The 20378-nt window shown below is 36.7% G+C and carries 16 protein-coding genes and 2 pseudogenes; 14 read left to right on the plus strand and 4 right to left on the minus strand.

Annotated elements, in window-relative coordinates:
* Window positions 1-219 precede the first annotated feature (219 nt).
* The 4 genes and pseudogenes from BK575_RS07705 to BK575_RS07720 all read left to right on the plus strand — a co-directional run.
* Window positions 220-1248: a Gfo/Idh/MocA family protein gene (locus tag BK575_RS07705; protein ID WP_078409860.1), complete on the plus strand. Its 1029-nt coding sequence runs from the start codon at window positions 220-222 to the stop codon at window positions 1246-1248.
* Between the two features lie 249 nt (window positions 1249-1497).
* Window positions 1498-2490 (plus strand): sugar ABC transporter substrate-binding protein, encoded by a 993-nt coding sequence (locus BK575_RS07710; protein ID WP_078409861.1) that lies wholly within the window; start codon window positions 1498-1500, stop codon window positions 2488-2490.
* A 41-nt stretch (window positions 2491-2531) separates the two neighbouring features.
* Window positions 2532-3320 (plus strand): SDR family NAD(P)-dependent oxidoreductase, encoded by a 789-nt coding sequence (locus tag BK575_RS07715; RefSeq protein ID WP_078409862.1) that lies wholly within the window; start codon window positions 2532-2534, stop codon window positions 3318-3320.
* A 372-nt stretch (window positions 3321-3692) separates the two neighbouring features.
* A pseudogene (locus tag BK575_RS07720) lies at window positions 3693-4544 on the plus strand (sugar ABC transporter substrate-binding protein); the annotation flags it as partial.
* Between the two features lie 115 nt (window positions 4545-4659).
* On the opposite strand, the gene BK575_RS07725 reads toward BK575_RS07720, so the two are convergent.
* Together BK575_RS07725 and BK575_RS07730 are read right to left on the minus strand one after the other, a co-directional pair.
* Entirely contained in the window at window positions 4660-5220 is a 561-nt protein-coding gene (locus BK575_RS07725) for a recombinase family protein (RefSeq protein ID WP_078409863.1), read from the minus strand.
* Between the two features lie 317 nt (window positions 5221-5537).
* A complete protein-coding gene (locus BK575_RS07730; protein ID WP_078409864.1) occupies window positions 5538-5921 on the minus strand; it encodes a MerR family transcriptional regulator in 384 nt (127 codons plus the stop codon).
* Between the two features lie 281 nt (window positions 5922-6202).
* Here BK575_RS07730 and BK575_RS07735 point away from each other — a divergent pair, with 281 nt between their 5' ends.
* The 5 genes and pseudogenes from BK575_RS07735 (at window position 6203) to BK575_RS07755 (ending at window position 9541) form a co-directional block, all read left to right on the plus strand.
* Entirely contained in the window at window positions 6203-6868 is a 666-nt protein-coding gene (locus BK575_RS07735) for a type 1 glutamine amidotransferase domain-containing protein (protein ID WP_057526778.1), read from the plus strand.
* A gap of 15 nt (window positions 6869-6883) precedes the next feature.
* Window positions 6884-7171 carry a putative quinol monooxygenase gene (locus tag BK575_RS07740; protein WP_057525875.1) on the plus strand — a complete coding sequence of 96 codons (288 nt, stop codon included), beginning with the start codon at window positions 6884-6886 and terminating at the stop codon, window positions 7169-7171.
* A gap of 135 nt (window positions 7172-7306) precedes the next feature.
* Window positions 7307-7649: pseudogene (locus tag BK575_RS28970) on the plus strand (type 1 glutamine amidotransferase domain-containing protein); the annotation flags it as partial.
* A gap of 205 nt (window positions 7650-7854) precedes the next feature.
* On the plus strand, window positions 7855-8145 hold the full coding sequence (locus BK575_RS07750) for an ArsR/SmtB family transcription factor (RefSeq protein WP_057525874.1): 291 nt from the start codon (window positions 7855-7857) through the stop codon (window positions 8143-8145).
* A 73-nt stretch (window positions 8146-8218) separates the two neighbouring features.
* Complete coding sequence (locus BK575_RS07755; protein ID WP_235867334.1) at window positions 8219-9541, plus strand: MFS transporter; 1323 nt, start codon at window positions 8219-8221, stop codon at window positions 9539-9541.
* A gap of 379 nt (window positions 9542-9920) precedes the next feature.
* On the opposite strand, the gene BK575_RS07760 is transcribed toward BK575_RS07755, so the two are convergent.
* Both BK575_RS07760 and iolE read right to left on the minus strand, forming a co-directional pair.
* Entirely contained in the window at window positions 9921-12869 is a 2949-nt protein-coding gene (locus BK575_RS07760; RefSeq protein ID WP_078409865.1) for a Tn3 family transposase, read from the minus strand.
* A 264-nt stretch (window positions 12870-13133) separates the two neighbouring features.
* Window positions 13134-14060: a myo-inosose-2 dehydratase gene (gene iolE, locus BK575_RS07765; protein ID WP_078409866.1), complete on the minus strand. Its 927-nt coding sequence runs from the start codon at window positions 14058-14060 to the stop codon at window positions 13134-13136.
* Window positions 14061-14423: 363 nt separating this feature from the next.
* On the opposite strand from iolE, the gene iolG reads away from it, so the two are divergent.
* The 5 genes from iolG to BK575_RS07790 all read left to right on the plus strand — a co-directional run bounded on the left by iolG (window position 14424) and on the right by BK575_RS07790 (window position 20324).
* Window positions 14424-15437: an inositol 2-dehydrogenase gene (gene iolG / locus BK575_RS07770; RefSeq protein ID WP_078409867.1), complete on the plus strand. Its 1014-nt coding sequence runs from the start codon at window positions 14424-14426 to the stop codon at window positions 15435-15437.
* Between the two features lie 136 nt (window positions 15438-15573).
* On the plus strand, window positions 15574-16425 hold the full coding sequence (locus BK575_RS07775) for a transketolase (RefSeq protein ID WP_078409868.1): 852 nt from the start codon (window positions 15574-15576) through the stop codon (window positions 16423-16425).
* A 3-nt stretch (window positions 16426-16428) separates the two neighbouring features.
* Window positions 16429-17382, plus strand: coding sequence for a transketolase family protein (locus BK575_RS07780; protein WP_078409869.1), 954 nt, complete (start codon window positions 16429-16431; stop codon window positions 17380-17382).
* A gap of 94 nt (window positions 17383-17476) precedes the next feature.
* Window positions 17477-18904 (plus strand): aldehyde dehydrogenase family protein, encoded by a 1428-nt coding sequence (locus tag BK575_RS07785; protein WP_078409870.1) that lies wholly within the window; start codon window positions 17477-17479, stop codon window positions 18902-18904.
* 418 nt (window positions 18905-19322) lie between these two features.
* A complete protein-coding gene (locus BK575_RS07790) occupies window positions 19323-20324 on the plus strand; it encodes a LacI family DNA-binding transcriptional regulator (RefSeq protein WP_078409871.1) in 1002 nt (333 codons plus the stop codon).
* Window positions 20325-20378 lie beyond the last annotated feature (54 nt).

The following is a 20378-nucleotide window of genomic DNA, read 5'->3' on the forward strand; positions in this document are numbered from 1 at the left end:
ATATCTTTATGAAAGAGAAAGATATTAATCGAGTGGTAAGATGTAGTAATTCATGAAATAGATAGACTGACAAATCGAGATTTGGAAGTTTATTCATGATCAGGAACATGAGTAGATTGTGATTCAGGCAAAAAAATGAATGAAAGGGGCATAGAAATTTCTATGCCTTTCTTAAAACTTTGGTTGGTGCAGACAACTCAAGGAGGATAAGTGAAGAGTATGAGTGAACAGCGAATTCGTTGGGGAGTATTGAGCACGGCTAGAATCGCTCAGAACACGATGATTCCGGCTATCATGCAAGCATATAATGCAGAAATCATGGCAATCGCCAGCCGAAATCCCAAAGTTTCAGAAGTTGCAGCTAAATTTGCGATTCCTAACCTCTATAGTAGCTATGAGGACTTGCTAGATGATCCAGAGGTGGACGCGGTTTATATTCCACTGCCTAACAGCCTTCATAAGGAATGGGTAATGAAAGCAGCTGATAAAGGGAAGCACATCTTGTGTGAAAAGCCGATTGCCCTGTCAGCTTCTGAAACCAGGGAAATGATTGAACATTGTCAAAGCAAACAAGTGATTTTAATGGAAGCCTTCATGTACCAATTTCACCCGCAGCATCAGGTAGTGAGAGATATTCTCTCTTCCGGAGAGATTGGACAACCTAAGCTCATGCGGGCGAATTTCTCTTTCATGGTTGAAGATAGGGCACAAGATATTCGCCTTGATCCTAATTTGGGTGGAGGAAGCGTATACGACATAGGCTGTTACTGCATCCATTCGATTCGGAATATCCTAAAGAGCGAGCCGACTAGAGTATATGTCCATGCACCTGCTGATCCGGATTTTAAAGTAGATATGACTGCTATCGCCATGTTCGAACTGGATAACGGGATGATGGCTATCTTCGATTGCAGCTTTGATATGGTGCGTCGCGAAAGATATGAAATTGTCGGGACTTATGGGACTATAGTCGTTCCCAAAGCTTATAATTTGCCTGAGTGTTTTGATGGTGAGGGCACGGTTATCGTGGAAAAAGAAAATGGAGTGGAAAGAATTGAAAAGGTATACGGGCATGAATATACCCTTGAAATTGAGCACTTCTCCCAATGTGTGATTGATGGTGTTCAACCACTCTATACTGGCAAAAATATATTGCAAAACATGAAAGTCATTGAAGCGTGTTATGAATCGATGAGGTCAGGAAAATGGGTAACAGTTAACAATGAAATTCAATGTAAAATATACTAATTTAAAGTGTACTTCGTGATAATGGCATCAAAAACCCTTTGGAGTATAAATTATACAAAATACTGAGTAGGACCGTGCGAAGTTGGTCGATGCCATGGAAAACATTTTAACAGCAAAGCTGGAGTTAAAATCATTATTTACTATTTAGGACGAGTCCGTATTAGGATTGGTGAAAGCACTTGAAGGTGTTTAGGAAACAGATATTACGGTCATAGGCCTTTATAAAACAACAAATGGGGAGAGATAGTAATGAAAAAATACTGCGGTTTAATTTTAATTGCAATGATGGCCTTTGTATCAGTTCTTTCTGGTTGTTCTTCTTCCAGTACCACTGGCGAGCAAGCTGCAAATGAAGATGGAAAGAGTGAAACAAGAAATAGTTATAAATTTGGTATTGTATTAAAACAGTTAAATATAGAATATTGGAAAATAGTTATGGCTGGAGCAAAAGATGCTGCAAAGAAGTATGATGTTGAGGTTGAATTTTTAGGGCCTCCTCAAGAAACTCAATATGAACAACAAATTAAGATGATGGAAGACCAAATTGCTACAGGTGTAGATGCGCTAATTGTAGCGCCAAGCCAACCGGAAGCTGTTTTACCTGTTTTAAACAGTGCACATCAACAGGGAATCCCTACAGTACTTGTTGACACTGATGCAAAGTTTGAAGATAAAGTTTCCTTTGTTGGAACAGGTAATCTTGATGCAGGAAAGCTAGGCGGAGAATTTTTAAGTAATAAGGTAAAGAATGGTGAAAAGGTTGCAATTCTTCGTGGACAAATGGGAAGTAAAACGCATGATGAACGTGTTGATGGGTTTAAAAAAGCTTTGAAAGATAAAAAACTTAAGTTCATTATTCAAGATGCTCAAAGTGACCGAGAGAAAGCAGTAAATATTATGGAAGATATTTTAACAGCAAATTCAGATGTGAAAGCGGTTTATGCTACTTCTGATGAAATGGCATTAGGAGCTATAAAAGCGCTTAAGAATAAAGGACATACTGATATTCCGGTTATCGGATTCGATGGAACACCAAACGGATTAGCGGCATTACAAAATAAAGAAATGTTGGCGAATGTTGCTCAAGATCCATATATGATTGGTTATCTAGGAGTGGAAACAGCTTATAAAGCAAAGAAAGGGGAAAAAGTCGAAAAAAGAATTGACTCAGGCGCAAAAGTTATTACAGAGGAAAGTGTCGCTGAAGAAATAGAAAAAATTAAATCATATTTAGGACAGTAAATATTTTTGCTCCAAAGTACTTAGTTGGAAAGGGGATTAGCATGGAGAAGTTATTAGAAGGAAAGGTATGCATTGTGACCGGTGCAGCTAGAGGCATCGGAAAAGCAACAGCTATGAAGTATGCCCAGCACGGGGCGAATGTAGTATTAATAGACTTAAATAAGGAAAGTATTGCAGGAATTGCCGAAGAAATAGAATCATTGGGAGTGAGGGCATTGTCGCTTGCTGTAGATGTAACTTCTTCGAAGGAGATTAATAACGCGTTTTTGGAGATTGAAGACAAATTTACCAAAATCGATGTACTAGCAAACTGTGCTGGTATCGTTACTTCTAAGTTAATTCTTGATATTGAAGAAGAAGAATGGGATAGAGTTTTTAATGTGAATTTAAAATCTATTTTTTTGCTCAGTAAGCGTGTAGCCAAGAACATGGTTAAAAATAAGGTTGCAAATGGAAAAATAATTTCCATTTCTTCTCAAGCCTCAAAGATTGGAGAGGTTGGGAACGGGGCTTATTGTGCTTCTAAGGCAGGAGTAAATTCATTAACCCAAGTACTTGGCTTGGAACTAGCAGAGTATGGAATTTCGGTCAACTCAGTTTGTCCAGGCTATGTAAATACAGAAATGATGCAGCAAGTTTTCCAAAAAAGAGGACCTATTGAAGGAATGACACCACAAGAATATGAGGAATCACTGACAAGTCAGGTACCAATGAAAAGGTTAGCAGAGCCTGAAGAAATAGCTGAACTTATGCTATTTTTAAGCAGTGAAAAAGCAAACTATATTACGGGAATCTCAATAACTATTGCTGGTGGAAAAACAATAATTTAGTATGTGTGTTGATTAACATAGAACAACTCATAAAGAATGTAAAAAAGCCACCTCTCTTGTAAAGCTTAAGAAGAGGTGGCTCTTTTTTAACAGAAAACTATATTCCTGAATTTGGCTTGCAAATTCGTTTTCAACGATGAACTGCTGATTTAAAAAATCATTAATCAAAAAATGTGGTGTACAAACTGTACTGATATTGTTGCATCTAAAAGTGGGGGAAATGTAATGAAAAGAAAAGGGTTTCTCACAATATTTACTTCGCTTACTCTTGTTTTATTACTATTAGCGGGATGTGGTCAAAGAAATACAGCCACTTCAACTGATAGTAGTGGCGGAGACAATCAAGGCAGCGGTTGAAAACCGAAAGTTGCTGATGTTTTAAAGTCGTTGGAAGCAGAATATTTCAAGTTAATGGAGAGTGGAGCAAAGCAGGGGTTTAAAGACTTTGATGTAGATGGAACAATTCTAGGTCCTTCTAGTCAAACAGAAGTGGAAAAGCAGATTAATATGCTCGAAGATTTACTGACTAAAGATCTTGATGCTTTGGTTGTAATGCCGAGCCAATCTGAAGCGGCGGTTCCTATACTCGAGAAATATAAAGTCAAAGGTATTCCTGTTCTTCTTGTAGACAGTGATATGGAATGGGATGGAAAAACAACATTCATCGGTACCGACAACTACACAACCGGGCAAGAGACAGGAAAAGAATTAGCATACCAGCTTAAAAAAGGAGATAAAGTTGCTATTATTGAAGGAGTTTTAGGGAAACCAGTAAGTGAAGATCGAGTAAAAGGTGCAGAAGATGCGATTAAAAAAGCAGGCCTTAAAATTGCTGCTATACAAACAGCAGATTTCGATCGGGTTAAAGCCGTTTCGGTAGTGGAAAATATTTTAACAGCTAATCCTGACATTAAAGGTATTTTTGCAGCAAATGATGAAATGGCATTAAGGACTTTGAAGGCCACAACTGCGCGTAATATGTCTATTCCGATTATCGGTGTGGATGATACTAGTGAAGCTATCCAATCAATCAGCAAAGGTGGATTAACAGCTACAGTTGCTCAACAACCACATGAGATGACGTATAGAGGTATTGGAAATGCATTAAAGGTTATGAATGGGGAGAAGATTGATAAAAGAATTACAACTGGCAAAGACGTCATTGTAACGAAAGAAAACGCTGCGGAAAAATTGGAAGAAGTAAAGAACTTACTTAGTAACTAAGGGGTTTAGAGGGATGAATTCATTCATTGCATTATGGCCCAATACCAGCGTTCATGCAACCAGGGGCAAAGTAAATCTGAGAAATAATCGAAAGAATTCCTTTGTCCGATGGATACTACTCGATTTCATTGTTCTTATGCATCTTACGATACAAAGTCATGCGAGAAATACCAGCCTTCTCAGCAGCATCAGTACGACTCAACCCTTGATCCATAAGATACAAGGCATACCTAACCTTTTCCTCATCGGTTTTAGGTCTTCCAGGATATTTTCCTCGTTTCCTTGCAGCCATAATCCCTTCTTTTGTCCGTTCAGAAGTTAAATCTCTCTCAAATTGAGCAATACCCGCAAAGATAGTAAACAACATTTTCCCATGTGCTGTAGTTGTATCAAGCCAGGATTCCTTTAAACTTTTTAAATGCGCTCCCTTTTGTGAGATGAGTTCTGTAATTTCAATAAGGTCTTTCGTAGAACGGGATAGACGAGTCAGATCCGTCACAACAACCGTATCGTTCATTCGCAAAAATTCCAACATACGATTCAACTCCGGTCGCTCTCGTTTCGTACCGGTTACTTTTTCAAAGAAAATGCGATCACACCCAAATTCTTCAAGTTGTTTCTTTTGGCGATCCAAATTTTGATCAAATGTAGAAACACGCATATAGCCAAACTTCATGTTCATCCTCTCCTCTATCAAATATTGTACCAAAAACCATTCGTGATAAATATTGTTACGAATAATATTGTTACATATTTTTGTTACACTCATTATACGAGTTAGCTAGACTAAAAGTTGATCATCACTACATGTAACAAAAATGTTCGTTTTTGTTACAAACAGAACAAAGAATAATTAGTTCTTCTTCAAGATACAAGTGTGTTTTCCGTCGATTCGACATCTAGAAGTCACAATATCTAGTTAGGATTTGTTGATTTTTCAACAAAAGTGCACTCTCTCTTAACATTCGACTTGTATTTTCTTCCACATTAAAGCTAAAATTTCATTCTTTGCATCCTTCTCTCAATAGCATCATAGTATTTTATTTTTCGTTCTAATCTTTTTAAATGTCTTTGCTTTTCTGCAATTTCTATTTCCACCTTCTTTTTGTGGTTTTGAATTAATTCCTTTCTTTCTTGAACAGTCTCTTTGCCTTCGTTAAATAAACGAACGTATCTTTTAATGTTAGCGATTGACATATCTGTCGAACGAAGTGCTTTAATAAACTGGATCCATTCCAAATCTGTTTCATTATAAATTCTTACCCCATTTTTATCCCTTTCAATTGGAGGTAACAAACCTTCTTTTTCATAGTAACGTAGGTTGGATGGAGAAACATCCGTAAAAGAGGAAACATCATTAATAGAATAAAACTTCATTTTAACTCTCCTAAAATTTCCAGATTATCTACACTTGCGTTAAAGCACACTTTAACGTATAGAATAAAATTGTTCAAGCTTATTGGCAATAAAAAATTTTAAGGAGTGGAGGATAATATGAGTTTCAATAAATAATACTAAAACGGAATAGAGTGAGCAAAAGGTAAAAGGAATAAGAGTTTTGAGCGAGGAAGAATGCGTAGCTTAAAAGAATAAATTAGCCTATTTAATAAAATAATTATATTTGGAACATGATATTAAATATAATGGAGGAATATAAAATGGCTAAAGTATTAGCAGTATTATCAAGTGGATTCAAAGATGTAGAAAACAATTATGAAACTGGTTGGTGGGGTGAAGAATTATTTGCACCCATGGAGCTATTGGAGAAGGCGGGTCATCAAGTGGATTTGGCTTCACCAATAGGCGGTAAACCTGAAATTGACAAAAATAGTATTAGTAAAGAGTTTGACCCTGAAGGTAAATATAAAGAATTGTATGAATCTGGAAGAGCTGACAAAACGCAAAAGATTTCGGAAGTCAATCCAAACGAATACGATGCAGTTTTGGTTGTTGGCGGTCATGGTGCCATGTATGACCTAGCCAAGAATGAAGAGTTGCATAATATTATTAATACCATTTATGATAACGGGAACATTGTTGCTGCCGTGTGTCATGGACCTGCTCCTTTAATTTGGACAAAACGTCCTGATGGTAAAAGTATCATTGCTGGTTTGAAAGTAACAGGCTATCCAGAAGCTGTAGAACCTGCAGGACTTCCTGACATTTTACCATATAGTCTAGAAGGTGAAATGAGAAAGATAGCAGAGTATACCTCAGAGGAAAAAGTGGTATGGGGTAATGATCAATTAGTAACTGGACGTGATCCATTTTCTTCTGAAGCTTTGGGTAAGGAATTGGTAAAAGCCCTTGAAAAAAGAAATTAATAAGGAAAATAAAGCATGGAACCAATAATTATCACCGCCATTTTAAAGTCGAAAGAAAGCTTTGAAGAACAGTTATTATCGGAACTGAAAAAGGTCCAAATGGCTTCCAGAGAAGAAGTAGGTTGTATAAAGTATGACGTTCATCAATCTATTGAAGATCATACTTTTGTTCTATATGAAGTATGGAAAGACAATGAAGCGATAGATAGCCATATTCAGTCCAAGCATTACCAAGAATACCGAGAAAACATCACTGAAATGGTTTCAACTAGAGTGGTATATAAGCTTAAAACAATCCAATAATAGTTATTCCATTAAAGGGCGCTTTTCTGGAGTAGCGAAAAAATCCCAATTTCTCAACTTTAATACTGAGAAATTGGGATTTTTAATATTGTAATTTCCTTAACGTTGTAAATCCGCATTTTCCTGACGCTACCCCAACTACAGGAAATTAGCCAAAGAATTTATGCAAACGGTGGTATTGTTTCTTCGGTTTGTCATGGTGCAGCTGGTCTGCTTAATATTAAACTCGACAATGGTGAATACCTTATTAAAGACAAACAAGTAACAGGATTTTCGAATGAAGAAGAGCAGCTTGCCCAGTTGGATCAATATGTTCCATTCTTAACAGAAGATGAATTGATTAAAAGAGGAGCCCACTACAAGAAAGCAGATAAAGCATATGATCCGTATGCAATTGAGGATGGCCGTCACAGGGCAGAACCCAGCATCGGGGGGCCCAGTTGCCGATCTTGTGTTAGCACAATTGCAGAACGCTTAAATCGGGGTAATTAAAATAACTTTGGGCATAATTTATTATAGAGATTCAAGAATAGGGCACAATCCTTAATAAGAGTTGTGTCCAATTTACATTTAAAGGGCCAGATTGTGGGTTAAAAGAAGGCAAGGATATTTGAATGACTTTACTTTTTCATTTTAATTTTTTGAAGCTTGACATAATGAAAATTCAGCATTAATATAGTTCTATGACTATCAAACAATTTAACCCAGATGAACAACTTGTAAAAATTTTTAAAGCCTTAGCGGAAGTAAAGCGAATTGAAATCCTTCGTTATCTTTATCATGATAAAAATAAACATACATGCGGAGATGTCGAAGAATCTCTCGGAATGAATAAGTCCAATCGTTCGTACCATCTTAAGATTTTGCAGGAGGCTGACTTAATTGATTTAAAACGACATGGTCAATATAAATTCATTACCATAAAGGAGGAAACTTTCCACGAATTTCTACCTGGTTTTTTGGGAACATTATAAGTACCAAAAAACCTTAATTTTTGATTAAGTGTTTGATTGTTTTAAAACTATAACATTTTAAGAGGTGTGGATTTTGAATACAGAGAAAAGTAATCATATAGGGTTAGTTTTAACGTTATGTTTTTTAGTAATATTGGGTGTCATGAATGCTGTCTTATTTAATGTAGCCTTAGCAAACATTTCGTTGGATTTATCCATTAGTCCGTCTCAGGTCAGCTGGATTGTAGTTGGGTATTCGATGGTGGTTGCAATTGGCTCCATGACATATGGAAAATTGGCTGATTATGTTAGTATTAAAAAACTTTTTATTATAGCCATTATATTATTTAGTTTAGGTTCAATAATAGGTTTTAGTAATCAAACTTACACAATTGTTATTCTTGCAAGGCTCTTACAAGCAAGTGGTGGGGGTGCTTTTATTGCACTTGCCATGGTTTCAGTAGCAAAAATGGTAGAATCAACTAAACGCCCGACTGCTTTAGCTATGATTAGTGCGGCTATCGCGTTGGCTGTTGGGATTGGTCCATTGGTTGGCGGAGCGATTACCTATTCACTGGGCTGGCCTTTTTTATTCTTGATTATGGTGGTTAGTATCATCGGGATCGGATTGCTTCTGAAATTTATGCCGAAGGAAGAGATTAATCCTTCTCCACTTCATTTTGATTTTATTGGTGCTGGATTGTTATTTGCATTAATTGCTTCTACTTTATTAGGAGTAAATATAAATAAGATGCTGTTTATTCTTTCAATCGTGCTCTTGATCTTGTTAAAGATTTGGATGACAAAAGCAAAACATCCATTCGTTGATATTGAGCTATTTAAAAATATAACATTTTTACGCGTTATTGCGATTGGTTTTATTATTAATGTTGCATTAATGGCAAATTTATTTCTTCTTCCTTTGTTATTAGCAAAAAGAAATGGATTATCACCATTTTTAATCGGTATCGTAGTATTTATTGCGTCTTTATTTGGCATCTTATCAAGTTTTGTAACAAGAAAAATCATTTCGACAATTGGGGATATTAAAATGGTTTATATAGCATCTATCGTAATGATTATTGGCTTTCTCATGCTTGCTTTAATTCCAAATGCGAATGTAATCATTCTTTCAATCGCAGTAATTTTAACGTTGATGGGCTATTTTTCAATCCAAGTCTCATTAAATACACTTGTTCCACAAACTTTAAATCCAGCTAAAATTGGAGTAGGTCTCGGGTTATATAATTTATTGAATTTTGTAGGTATGGCATTTGGTCCAGCAGCTTCGAGTAAAATGATGGAACTAACAAACAGTTATAGCTTAAATTTCATTTTAATTGCTCTCTTGATTTCTGGACATTTCTTATTATTGTATAAGCTCTCTTCAGTTCAACAAAAAGCAGCATACAATTAAAAATGTAATAAAGCGACTATGAGGATAAAAAGTCAGCTTTGATGTCGAAAAAAATTAGCGTACAAAATTCCCCGAAAAATGTTGGTGGAACTTCATCAGTATTATTATTGAAAATTCAATACCAGGTACTTTCCTTAAGGAATACGTCTTTTTAACTTTGGTGTCCAGTTGTTCCCAATAGGGCGCAATTGGCGAAGATGGAGTTAAATAAATTAGCCATAATATACTTGAATTCATTCATGTATATTATGGCTTGTTCTTTATGCAAAAAATATTTGGAATTAACTTGCTATTCCTTATTGCGGGTGGTGACATTCGCTGGTACTACCCGCAGACGGGAAGTCTCTCTTTACATAAAAGAAAAGATATATCTTAATTCTTAGGAAGATCTTTGAATGGGCAGACGTTCTTGCATGTTTAACTTAAATGTCCCATACGGGTTTACATGGGCATAGATTAATGGTGTTAAGGCTCTAAAATCCTCAGGAGCTAACTTTTGAAGAAGAGATTTGTTTTGTTCCATAAGTACCTCTTGAATCATCAGTGTATTAATTAACACCAAACAGTTTTGAAGAAGATGGAGAGCAAGTACAGCGACTTCTTGATCTTCCACTCGGTTTGTTTGAATTTCTCCTCCTTTTCCGTAAAAAATAAAGCTATTGGCTGAGTTCCAGTTTTCAACGACATTTAACCCTTCATGGATTTCTCTTCGGACTTCTTCTGATGATAAATACTCACAAAGGAAGATCGTTTTTAACACTTTTCCTAATTCACTGAGTGCTCGATACGTTGGATGCCCACTATTACGAGTGAAACGTTTGAGAACCGCCTCTGTTTCAGCTGTACCTAATCGTAAAGCAGTTGCATATTTTATCATTTGATCATACTGTTGTTCAATTAAACTCCAATTAATCGCTCTTGTTAAAACAGGCTGTAAGTTTGGATAAGAGTCTTGCATGCCTACATCCGGACGATACAGTTTTTGTGCATGAATGGCTTTAAATCTCGGCATTAATTGAAAGCCAAGCAAATGACAAAAAGCGAAGGCAACTTCACTTTGACCGTGTGTATCCACGTAGTTTTTTTCTACCTCCATATTTGTGCAATGACGAAGTAACCCTTCGATCATAGAAGCTACTTCTGAAGAAGAACAGGATTTTAGTTGCGAATAAATACATGTAGAGTTCTTTTCCACGTGCCAATAAATCATTACCCCACGTCCTCTATATCGAATATGCCATTCAGTCAATAAGTTCTGATCCCAAGCCCCAAATTTTTTGCTATCAGACGCACATGCAGTTGTTCCTTCCCCCCATACTTCTGTTACACGAGCATCTAGAATGGAGTTGGTTACCTTTGAAATGGCTTGCCGTAGGTTCTCTTTATGGATGAATTTTCGCCGTACATAGAGTAAGTCCTTGTAACTTTCTCCATGATCGCCAGCCGCAATTCGCTTTAATCCTGTGTTTGTTCCCAATCCATATAAGCAAAGAATGAGTCTTCGTTGCAATGTTTCCTTATCAAGGATCTCACGATTTCCTAGCGTTTGGAACACATCTGTCAGATGTACACGTAAATCTGCCTCTTTTAAAATATCCAAAAGATTGGTCATGGGCCAACGCTTCATGACCTCTGCTTTTACGAGATTGAGGTTAACCGGCTTAGCCTGTGCCTGTAAAGGTGACACAGAAATCCAGCCATTTCCCTTATTCAAAATACGTACTTGGGAGTTATTTTTTACACTTTTATCTAATTTCTCGAGAGCCGTATTCATACTCTGTTTCAGTTCTTGAATGAGTGTTTGTACTTCAAGAGGTTTACGAAGCGCTTCATAATGTTTTTCTCTGTTTTGTTCAAAATCTTTTGGTAGATCTTCCTCTGGGTTTCTATACCGATCAGCTCCTACTACCCATACTTCTTTACAACGTAATCGATCTCGAAGAGCTTGGAGTACACAGATTTCATAATTTATACGGTTTACACGGTTTGTTTCTTTATCAATGACCGTATCAATCCAACCTGGCTTAACGATTCCTTCAATTGGAATATAATCTGTTTCATTATATGTATACTGATTGGTAAGCTTATATTGTGTAAGTAAATCAATCGCATCTATCACAGGTCGATGCACGTCATTATTGGATCGAAATTCTAGAATATCTAGTAAAGCTGGAACCATTCTTCTGTAATGAGTACCGTAGGAGGATCTCATAACGGTATGTACTTTTTGTTTATAGGCGGGACCTGTATGTTTCATTTCCTTCACAATATCTTTTAATGTATCTTCGCCTACGACAGGAAATAAAACATCTCGCACAATCCCGTCTGGTTGTTCCACTGCCTTTTCAGCCATACGGAACAATACATTGGTCTTCCCATTTACTTTACGAAAATCGCGTAAAAACTCTTTTTCTACTTTTCGTTCTGCCCGAGCACCGATTCGATGAACAATTTGGATGATGAGCTCAACTAAGTTATCCGTAATTTCTCTGCCTCTACACCAAAAGAAAGCTGCCAATAAAGTATAACGGATCGGATTAGGATGCCTTCGTAATTCTCTAATGTCTTCAGAGACAGCTCGCTGTCTGTATGTTCGGATCATCTTGGGTGAAACACCGTAGAATAAATCAGGTGGAAGCTGTATATCTCGTACTGTTCGTAGTTTCTCTATCTCTTGAAATAAACTGTCTAACCCGATCCTTCCAGGATCAGATACAAGCTCTCGGAAACTGAGAATAGTTTGATCTTCTTCAATCTGTTGTTCTGTATGGGACCAAGTACGTATAAACGTGTCTAATTTAGATTGGGAGTGATCAGAAAGTTGAGAGAAAATGGATTGAGAAATCTGTTCCTCACACTGATAAATGGCTGACTTGATGTTTCGCTCTAAATGGTCAAGAGCTGGGGGGACAATTTGTTGTTTTCTTAGGTGATGTAATACATGTTCTCTTACTCTGTCTATTTGTAGTTCCTGTGGTAGGATGTTAGCTTGAAGCCAGGATTTTACTTCTTCCATATCATTAAGGGTGCATTCTCTAAATCCCATGTAATCACGAATTTGAGCACGATGATATTTAATAGACCTTCCGTCCCAATCATACTCTCGAAATAAATCCCTAGGTACAGCTACTTGCTTGGCAACGTATTGAATCATATCTTTGCTTATTTCCTGTTTCTCTTTTGGAAAACGCCAATGATATTGAAAGAACTTTAGGAGAACGGCAAATCCAAGTCGTGTTCCTCCATGTCTATTTCCAAGTAAGCGTATTTCTTCTGGAATAACGGTAAAATGTTCAATGAGTTCTTCTATATCCCAATTTTGCTTCACTGTGTTGTTCCTCCTTATCATACATATCAACAAAATCTTAAAGGAATTCAGAATATAAAAAAAGCCCCTAGAGTCAGGACTGAATCAATAAAAAAAGATTTACTTTGCCCCTGGTTACACGAACGCTGGTACTGGGCCATTATAGTTAAATTGTATATCAACTAAAAAAACTATAATGAGAATAGACGTTTCTAAAAAGTAAAAACATAAAAAAATAGGGATGATAATCAGTACTACTGAAATCAATCCCTATTTTTTTATGTTTTAAATAAGAGACTTATTTGCTTGCAGATTTAATATAGTATCCTCAATAAATTTCTTTGATTTTTTTGCATACTCATAAGGATTACATACTAAAGGATCCTGTTCCCCTTCAATTAAAGCCCAGCCGTTGTACCCACGAACAAGTAATTCTTTAAAAATTGGTTTGAAATCCAAACAACCATCACCGGGAACAGTAAACATTCCTTTACTAATACACTCTCTAATGCTGTAACTATTTTGTCTTGCTTGATTTAATATTTCTTGTCGTACGTCTTTTAAATGAATATACTTAATTCTGTCGTAATATTTCTTTAATAAAGTTAATGGATCATTTCCTCCATAATAGCCATGGCCTGTATCGAATAGCAGATAAACTAGATTCGGATCACTCATTTCCATTAACCGGTCAATTTCTTCTTTCTGTTCAACCACCGTACCTGCATGGTGATGGTAAACAAGGTACATGCCATTTTCACGACAAATTTCCCCTGCTTTATTTAATCCTTCAACCATGTATTTCCACCCGTCCTCGTCTAAACGGATAACCTCAGTTTCATCTTGACCTCTTCTTGGGTCCTGATTGAGAATGGATCCGCCAATTTCTGCGGTACTCACTACTTTACAACCAAATTGTTTCAAAAATTCTACATGATCACGATACGCTTGTAATTCATTTTTATGATTCTTTAAATCAGAAAAAAATACTGATTTCCATTGAGTAGTTAATTGAAGGTCATGACTTGATAAAGCTCCTTTTAACTCTTCTGCATCTTTTGGAAATTTTCTACTTACTTCTGTGCCTTTAAAGCCAAGGGATGCTATCTCGGACATAACCTGCTCGTAAGAATAATGATCACCGTGTTCTAAAACATCTTCTCCAACCCAATTGATAGGGTGAATTCCTAAATTGAATGGAAAGTTTCCCATTGTTAGTGCCTCCTCTTTTATTGTAGTATTCATTAAAAATAAGTGAGCAATAGTTCTCTCTATGTTTCTAGACGTTAGAAATTTTAAAAGTTTCATAGTTATTAACCAAAAAACTTAAGCGCTTAACCTAATGGTTACTATTAATCGAATTTTAAACTATTTAAATTGATAATGCAATTAAATTTATTGATTAATTGTATATTTTCTGATAAAAAAATTAATACTACGAAAAAAAGTTAACAGAAACCCCTTTCAAAAAAACTTTTTTTAGACTATAATGAAACCAAGTAGTAAAGGGCTTAATCAAAAAGGTAGTTCCAAAGCGATTTGATAATTAGATTAATGTTTAGGTGGTGGCTTTAATTGGGAGAAAAAATTACAATAGGGATTATTGGAGCAGGAAGAATTGGACGATTGCATGCAGAAAATCTCATGCATATTCCAAAAGTCAGAATCAAGGCAATTTCTGATATTTTTATAGAAAATGTAAAAGAATGGGCCCATCAAATTGGGATTGAAGATGTAACTACAAATTACCATGATATTTTAAATGACCCGGAAATTGATGCAGTCTTGGTTTGTTCCCCAACAAGCACACATATCACGATTATTTGTGAAGCTGCGAGAGCTGGAAAACATATTTTTTGTGAAAAACCTATTAGTTTTTCGATTGAAGAAACAAAAGAAGCACTTGAAGTGGTAAAAGAAGCTGGAGTAAAGCTACAGGTTGGATTTAACCGACGTTTTGATCCAAACTTCAAAAAAGTGCATGATACTGTAAGGGAAGATGTAATTGGAGAAGTTCATATTGTAAAAATCACATCGCGTGATCCTGAACCTCCTTCCGCAGAGTATATTAAGAACTCTGGAGGCTTGTTTTTCGACATGGCTATTCATGACTATGATATGGCTCGTTACGTAACAGGTAGCGAGGTCGAAGAGGTTTATGTTCAAGCCGCAAATTTAGTAGATCCCGTCATTGGGGAACTGGGTGATATAGATACTGCTTTTACTGTATTAAAGTTTGAAAACGGGGCCATCGGTGTTATTGATAACAGTCGAAAAGCTGTATATGGTTATGACCAGCGCCTTGAAGTGTTTGGATCAAAAGGAAGTGTAACAGCTCAAAATGAACATCCAACAAATGTAGAGATTAGCACAGCAGATGGGGTTTTTAAAGATACATTAAAACATTTCTTTTTAGATCGTTATAAAGATGCTTATATTAACGAAACACATGCATTTATTGATTCAGTATTATATGATAAACCACTTGTTTGCAGAGGAAATGATGGGTTGCAAGCTGAATTAATCGCAAAAGCAGCAAAAGAATCTTTTGAAACAAAGAAACCAGTAAAAATCAAAAGAGAAAAATAAGGTATATGTTAGTCAAGTAATTTTTTTTACGGGAAGATTAAGCGCTTTATCTTTTGTGTCTATGAACTAATTATGGTTATAACTTTTATTTTAATAAATTCGAAACTTATCTTCATCATTATTAAGGAGGAAACCAATGAGTACATTACTTGATCAAGAAAAAGTGACAGTATTAAAACAAAAAGCCATTGAAACAAGAAAACTCATCCTTGAAACTATTCACCATGCGGGAGCGGGTCATGTTGGTGGGCCAATGTCTGCTGTTGAAGTGTTAGTTAGCTTGTATTTTGAAGAAATGAATATTAATCCGGAAGACCCGCAGTCAGATAATCGTGATCGTTTTGTCTTATCAAAAGGACATTCAGCTATTGCCTTATATACGGTGCTTGCACAGCGTGGTTATTTCCCAATTGAAGAATTAAAAACATTTGATGAGATTGACTCTCGCTTGCAAGGACATCCAGATATGAAAATTTTGCCTGGTGTTGACATGTCAACAGGTTCATTAGGGCAGGGAATCTCTGCAGCAGTCGGGATGGCACTTGGCGGAAAATTACGTAATAAAACTTTTCGTACTTATTGCATGATTGGTGATGGAGAATCACAAGAAGGGCAAGTATGGGAGGCGGCAGATGTTGCAGCGAAGTATCATCTGGATAATCTGGTTGTTATTATGGACTACAACAAACTTCAACAATATGGCTGGGCCGGATCAGTAACAGAGCGAGAAAACCCTGTATTTTCTCCGGAAAAGCGTTGGGAAGCATTTGGCTGGAATGTCATCAGTGTCGATGGTCATGATGTTCAACAAGTCATTAAAGCTTTTGGAGAAGCGAAAGAAGTAAAAGGTAAGCCTACTATTATCATTGCCAATACGATTAAAGGAAAAGGTGTAAGTTTCATGGAAAATTCTTACTCATGGCATGCGCGTGTACCAAATGCTGAAGAGTTAGAAGCAGCAATTAAAGAAATTGAAATGGGGGTTTAATAGATGGGAAACGTAAAAACGGTTGAAAAGGCAGCGATGCGTGACGAATTTGGTGCAACATTACTTAAATTTTCACAAATTGATCCAAGGGTGTATGCTTTAGACGGTGATTTAGCAACTTCAACAAAAGTAGATGGTGTTGCAGAAAAAAACGCACCAAAGTTTTTGCAAATGGGAATCGCGGAGCAAAATATGATGAGTGTTGCAGCAGGACTGGCAACAACTGGCTTGCAACCATGGGCAACAACTTTTGCGGCGTTTCTCTCAAAACGTTCCATCGACCAAATTCAAGTGCAAATCGCTCAACCAAATCTGGACGTTAAAATGATTGGTGCGTACAGTGGGCTTTTAACGGGCTTAACAGGCAAGACGCATCAAGCCCTAGAAGATATTGCGATTTTCCGAAGTCTTGCCAACATGGTTGTACTGGCACCAGCTGACAGTGTAGAAACAAAGAAAATGATGGAATTTGCAAAGGATCATTATGGACCTGTTTATATCCGCCTTGCAAGGGATCCGCTTCCACTAGTTTTTTCGGAGGATTACAAGTTTGAACTTGGGAAAGCGGTAAAAGTAAGAGAGGGGAAAGATGTAACAATCATCTCAACAGGCACGCAAACAGGCCGATCTCTTGAAGCAGCGGAAAAGCTTGCTGAAGAAGGAATCGACGCAGCTGTTTTGCATATGCCATCCATTAAACCGCTTGATAAGGAAGCCATCATTAAAGCGGCCGAGGAAACAGGAGCCATCGTAACATCAGAAGAACACAGTATTTATGGGGGTCTAGGAAGTGCAGTTGCGGAAGTCCTTGTAGAAGAAAAGCCAGTGCCGATGCTTCGAGTTGGTGTTAAAGACCGTAACTCAGAGTCTGGACCGAACGAGGCACTTCTTCAAAAATATGAAATATCATCAGATCACATTGCAGCTCGTGTAAGAGAGGTCTTAAAGAAGAAGTGATATATACATTTTGCACTAGAGGAATTATTTTAGCACTTGATTAAGCGCTTAAACTATTTCCTCTAGGAGCTGAGAGTAATTGGAGGGATATAAGATGGTACAGCTAATTGAAAAGCAAAAACTATTTGTTAATGGTGAATGGGTAGAAACAGATGATACGTATAAAATCTATAATAAATACACTGGAGAGGTTTTTTCAGAGGTTCCTAAGGCAAGTTCAGAGCTTGTTGACAAAGTAGTGGAAGCAGCGGTGTATGCTTATAAAAATGTTCCATTTACACCTGAACACCGTCACTCTGTATTATTACGTGTAGCAGAATTACTTAAACAAAATCGTAATGATTTAGCAGAGACGATTGCGCAAGAAGGTGGTAAGCCAATCACAGATGCAAATTTGGAAGTAAATCGCTCTATAGCGACCTTTGAAATGGCAGCTGATGAAGCAAAAAAACTAGTGGGGGAAATCATCCCAAATTACAATGCTCAAGGTCGCTTCCTATATACAGTGAAAAAACCTGTTGGTGTTGTTGCCGCAATTACACCATTTAACTTCCCTTTAAATCTTGTAGTTCATAAAGTAGCTCCTGCACTTGCGGCGGGAAATCCAGTAATTATAAAACCTGCATCTGATACAGCTACGACTGCTTTAAAATTATGTAAGCTTTTAGAAACAGCAGGTGTTCCAAAAGGTTATGTACAATGTGTAACAGGTGGTGGGAGTACGGTAGGTGAACAGCTGTTAAACGACCAGCGCATTGCACATTACACATTTACAGGTTCACCAGGTGTGGGGAAACATATACAAAGAACGATTGGTTTGCGTAAAGCGACATTAGAGCTTGGCTCTAATTCTGCAACAATAGTTCATCATGATGGAGATATTGAACAAGCGGCGGCTAAATTGGCGAAAATGTCATTTGCAAATGCAGGACAAATCTGTATTTCCGTTCAGCGTATTTTTGTTCAAAGATCAGTAGAAGAGCGTTTCATGGAAGTTTTTCTCCAACATGTGGCAGAACTTAAAGTTGGTGATCCACTTAATCCTGAAACAAATGTTGGACCGATGATTAGTGAAAAAGAAGCAATCCGAATTGAAGAGTGGGTAAATGAGGCTAAGGAGGCAGGTGCCATTGTTGTAATAGGTGGTAAGCGAAATGGTAACATATACTCCCCAACTGTTCTCACCAACGTGGCGAAAGGCATGAAGGTTGTGGATGAGGAAGTATTTGCACCAGTTGTATCCGTCACAGTCTATGACACTATTGAAGAAGCAATTGAATTGGTTAATGACTCTAAATATGGGCTACAAGCAGGGATATATACAAAAGACTTAAATTTATCTTTTAAAATTCCTTACTTGCTTGAAGTTGGGGGAGTTATTGTTAACGATACATGTTGCTTCCGGACGGACCAAATGCCGTACGGTGGTGTAAAAGAAAGTGGAAATGGCAAGGAAGGGCCAGCTTACGCAATTCAGGAATTAGTTGAAACAGTTACAGTTGTGGTAAATATAGAAGGTTAATTCGTTAACCGTTTGATGTGAGTAAAAAACATATTATTTATGATAAGAGTCATATACCAGAGTAAGTTATAACATTAGAAAGTGACTGAAAGAAGATTCATTGTAGCTCTTACAATGAATCTTCCTGTATAGAAAAAGATTCAAAGGGCGTTAAGGTGTTAAAGAAGGTAGCTGCACAGGATAAACGTTTTTAATTTGAGTTTACGTACTTTCCCTGTTATCTGAAATTTTGTACAATCTAGAAAGCTTGCAGCCATAAGAGATAAAGGATGTAAACAAACAAAAGTATTGTTGCGTTGGGTCAATCTATAAATAAGTTCGGCAAATTCCCATTTAAAAAAACTTTGTTCTTTTAACTTTGTAACATTAAAATGCTATAATACAAAGTAAATGAAGTTTACGAAGTGAGGAATAGAACATGAAACCAACAATTTATGATGTAGCCAATGCAGCAGGAGTTTCAATTGCAACCGTTTCCATGGTTATTAATAATACTGGTCGGATAAGTACCAGAACAAGAAATAAAGTATTAAAAGTAATGGATGAATTAAAGTATTATCCAAGTGCTGCTGCATCAACTCTTACAGGGAAAAGTACACGCACCCTTGGATTATTAATGCCTAATATTGCGAATCCCTTCTATTCAGAGTTAGCACGAAACATGGAGGATCGAGCGGATGAACTAGGGTATAGTGTTATAGTATGTAGTACGGATTATAAGGAAGAAAGGGAACAAAAGTACGTTTCTTTATTCCTACGAAAGCAGGTTGATGGATTTATTATAACTTCAGGGTTCAATAATGTTGGTTTAATAAAAGAATTAATAGACCAACAGATTCCTATTATATTGGTTGCTTATAATATAAGCCAATTTTCTCTTAATACGGTTTCGGTTGATGATTATATAGGAGGATATCAAGCGACGGCTCATCTAGCTGAACTAGGTCATCAGCGTATTGCAGTAATTACAGAAACTGTCCAAAGTAGTGTCGATCGGATTCGTGGGTATCATAATGCACTTAAAGATTACGAATTGGTTTATGATGAGGACCTTTGCATAGAAATAGCAGCTACAGTAGCAAATGGTGAAAAAGCAACTGAACAATTTTTAAAGTTAAAAGAACCTCCTACTGCTATCTTTGCTTTTAATGATATTTTAGCACTTGGTGCTATGGAGGCTGTACGTAAACGAGGTCTTTCGATTCCTGAAGATATATCCATTATTGGTTTTGATGACACACTTTTAGCTAGTTATTCTAATCCTCCTTTAACAACTATAGCACAACCACTTGAGGATATTGGGGATCAAGCAATTGATTTAATTGTTGCAGAAATCGAAGGGAAAAAAAGAGCGGCACAGCGTATTATGTTGCTACCAGAGCTTGTTGTACGAAAGTCAACAGGACCTCTAAAAAAGTGAATAAGGGAACATAAATCTCAAGGATTTCTTCTATATAATAAACTTACATTTTAA

It is taken from the genome of Priestia abyssalis, from assembly GCF_002019595.1.
In the GTDB taxonomy this organism is placed as follows: domain Bacteria; phylum Bacillota; class Bacilli; order Bacillales; family Bacillaceae_H; genus Bacillus_BA; species Bacillus_BA abyssalis.

Excerpts from the sequence above, each read along its gene's own strand:
- BK575_RS07735 (WP_057526778.1), top strand. The coding sequence starts at position 6,203 with ATGGCTAAAGTATTAGCAGTATTATCAAGTGGATTCAAAGATGTAGAA.
- BK575_RS07780 (WP_078409869.1), top strand. The coding sequence starts at position 16,429 with ATGGGAAACGTAAAAACGGTTGAAAAGGCAGCGATGCGTGACGAATTT.
- BK575_RS07785 (WP_078409870.1), top strand. The coding sequence starts at position 17,477 with ATGGTACAGCTAATTGAAAAGCAAAAACTATTTGTTAATGGTGAATGG.
- BK575_RS07740 (WP_057525875.1), top strand. The coding sequence starts at position 6,884 with ATGGAACCAATAATTATCACCGCCATTTTAAAGTCGAAAGAAAGCTTT.
- BK575_RS07725 (WP_078409863.1), bottom strand. The coding sequence starts at position 5,220 with ATGAAGTTTGGCTATATGCGTGTTTCTACATTTGATCAAAATTTGGAT.
- BK575_RS07750 (WP_057525874.1), top strand. The coding sequence starts at position 7,855 with ATGACTATCAAACAATTTAACCCAGATGAACAACTTGTAAAAATTTTT.
- BK575_RS07710 (WP_078409861.1), top strand. The coding sequence starts at position 1,498 with ATGAAAAAATACTGCGGTTTAATTTTAATTGCAATGATGGCCTTTGTA.
- BK575_RS07705 (WP_078409860.1), top strand. The coding sequence starts at position 220 with ATGAGTGAACAGCGAATTCGTTGGGGAGTATTGAGCACGGCTAGAATC.
- BK575_RS07775 (WP_078409868.1), top strand. The coding sequence starts at position 15,574 with ATGAGTACATTACTTGATCAAGAAAAAGTGACAGTATTAAAACAAAAA.
- BK575_RS07790 (WP_078409871.1), top strand. The coding sequence starts at position 19,323 with ATGAAACCAACAATTTATGATGTAGCCAATGCAGCAGGAGTTTCAATT.
- BK575_RS07730 (WP_078409864.1), bottom strand. The coding sequence starts at position 5,921 with ATGAAGTTTTATTCTATTAATGATGTTTCCTCTTTTACGGATGTTTCT.
- iolE (WP_078409866.1), bottom strand. The coding sequence starts at position 14,060 with ATGGGAAACTTTCCATTCAATTTAGGAATTCACCCTATCAATTGGGTT.
- BK575_RS07715 (WP_078409862.1), top strand. The coding sequence starts at position 2,532 with ATGGAGAAGTTATTAGAAGGAAAGGTATGCATTGTGACCGGTGCAGCT.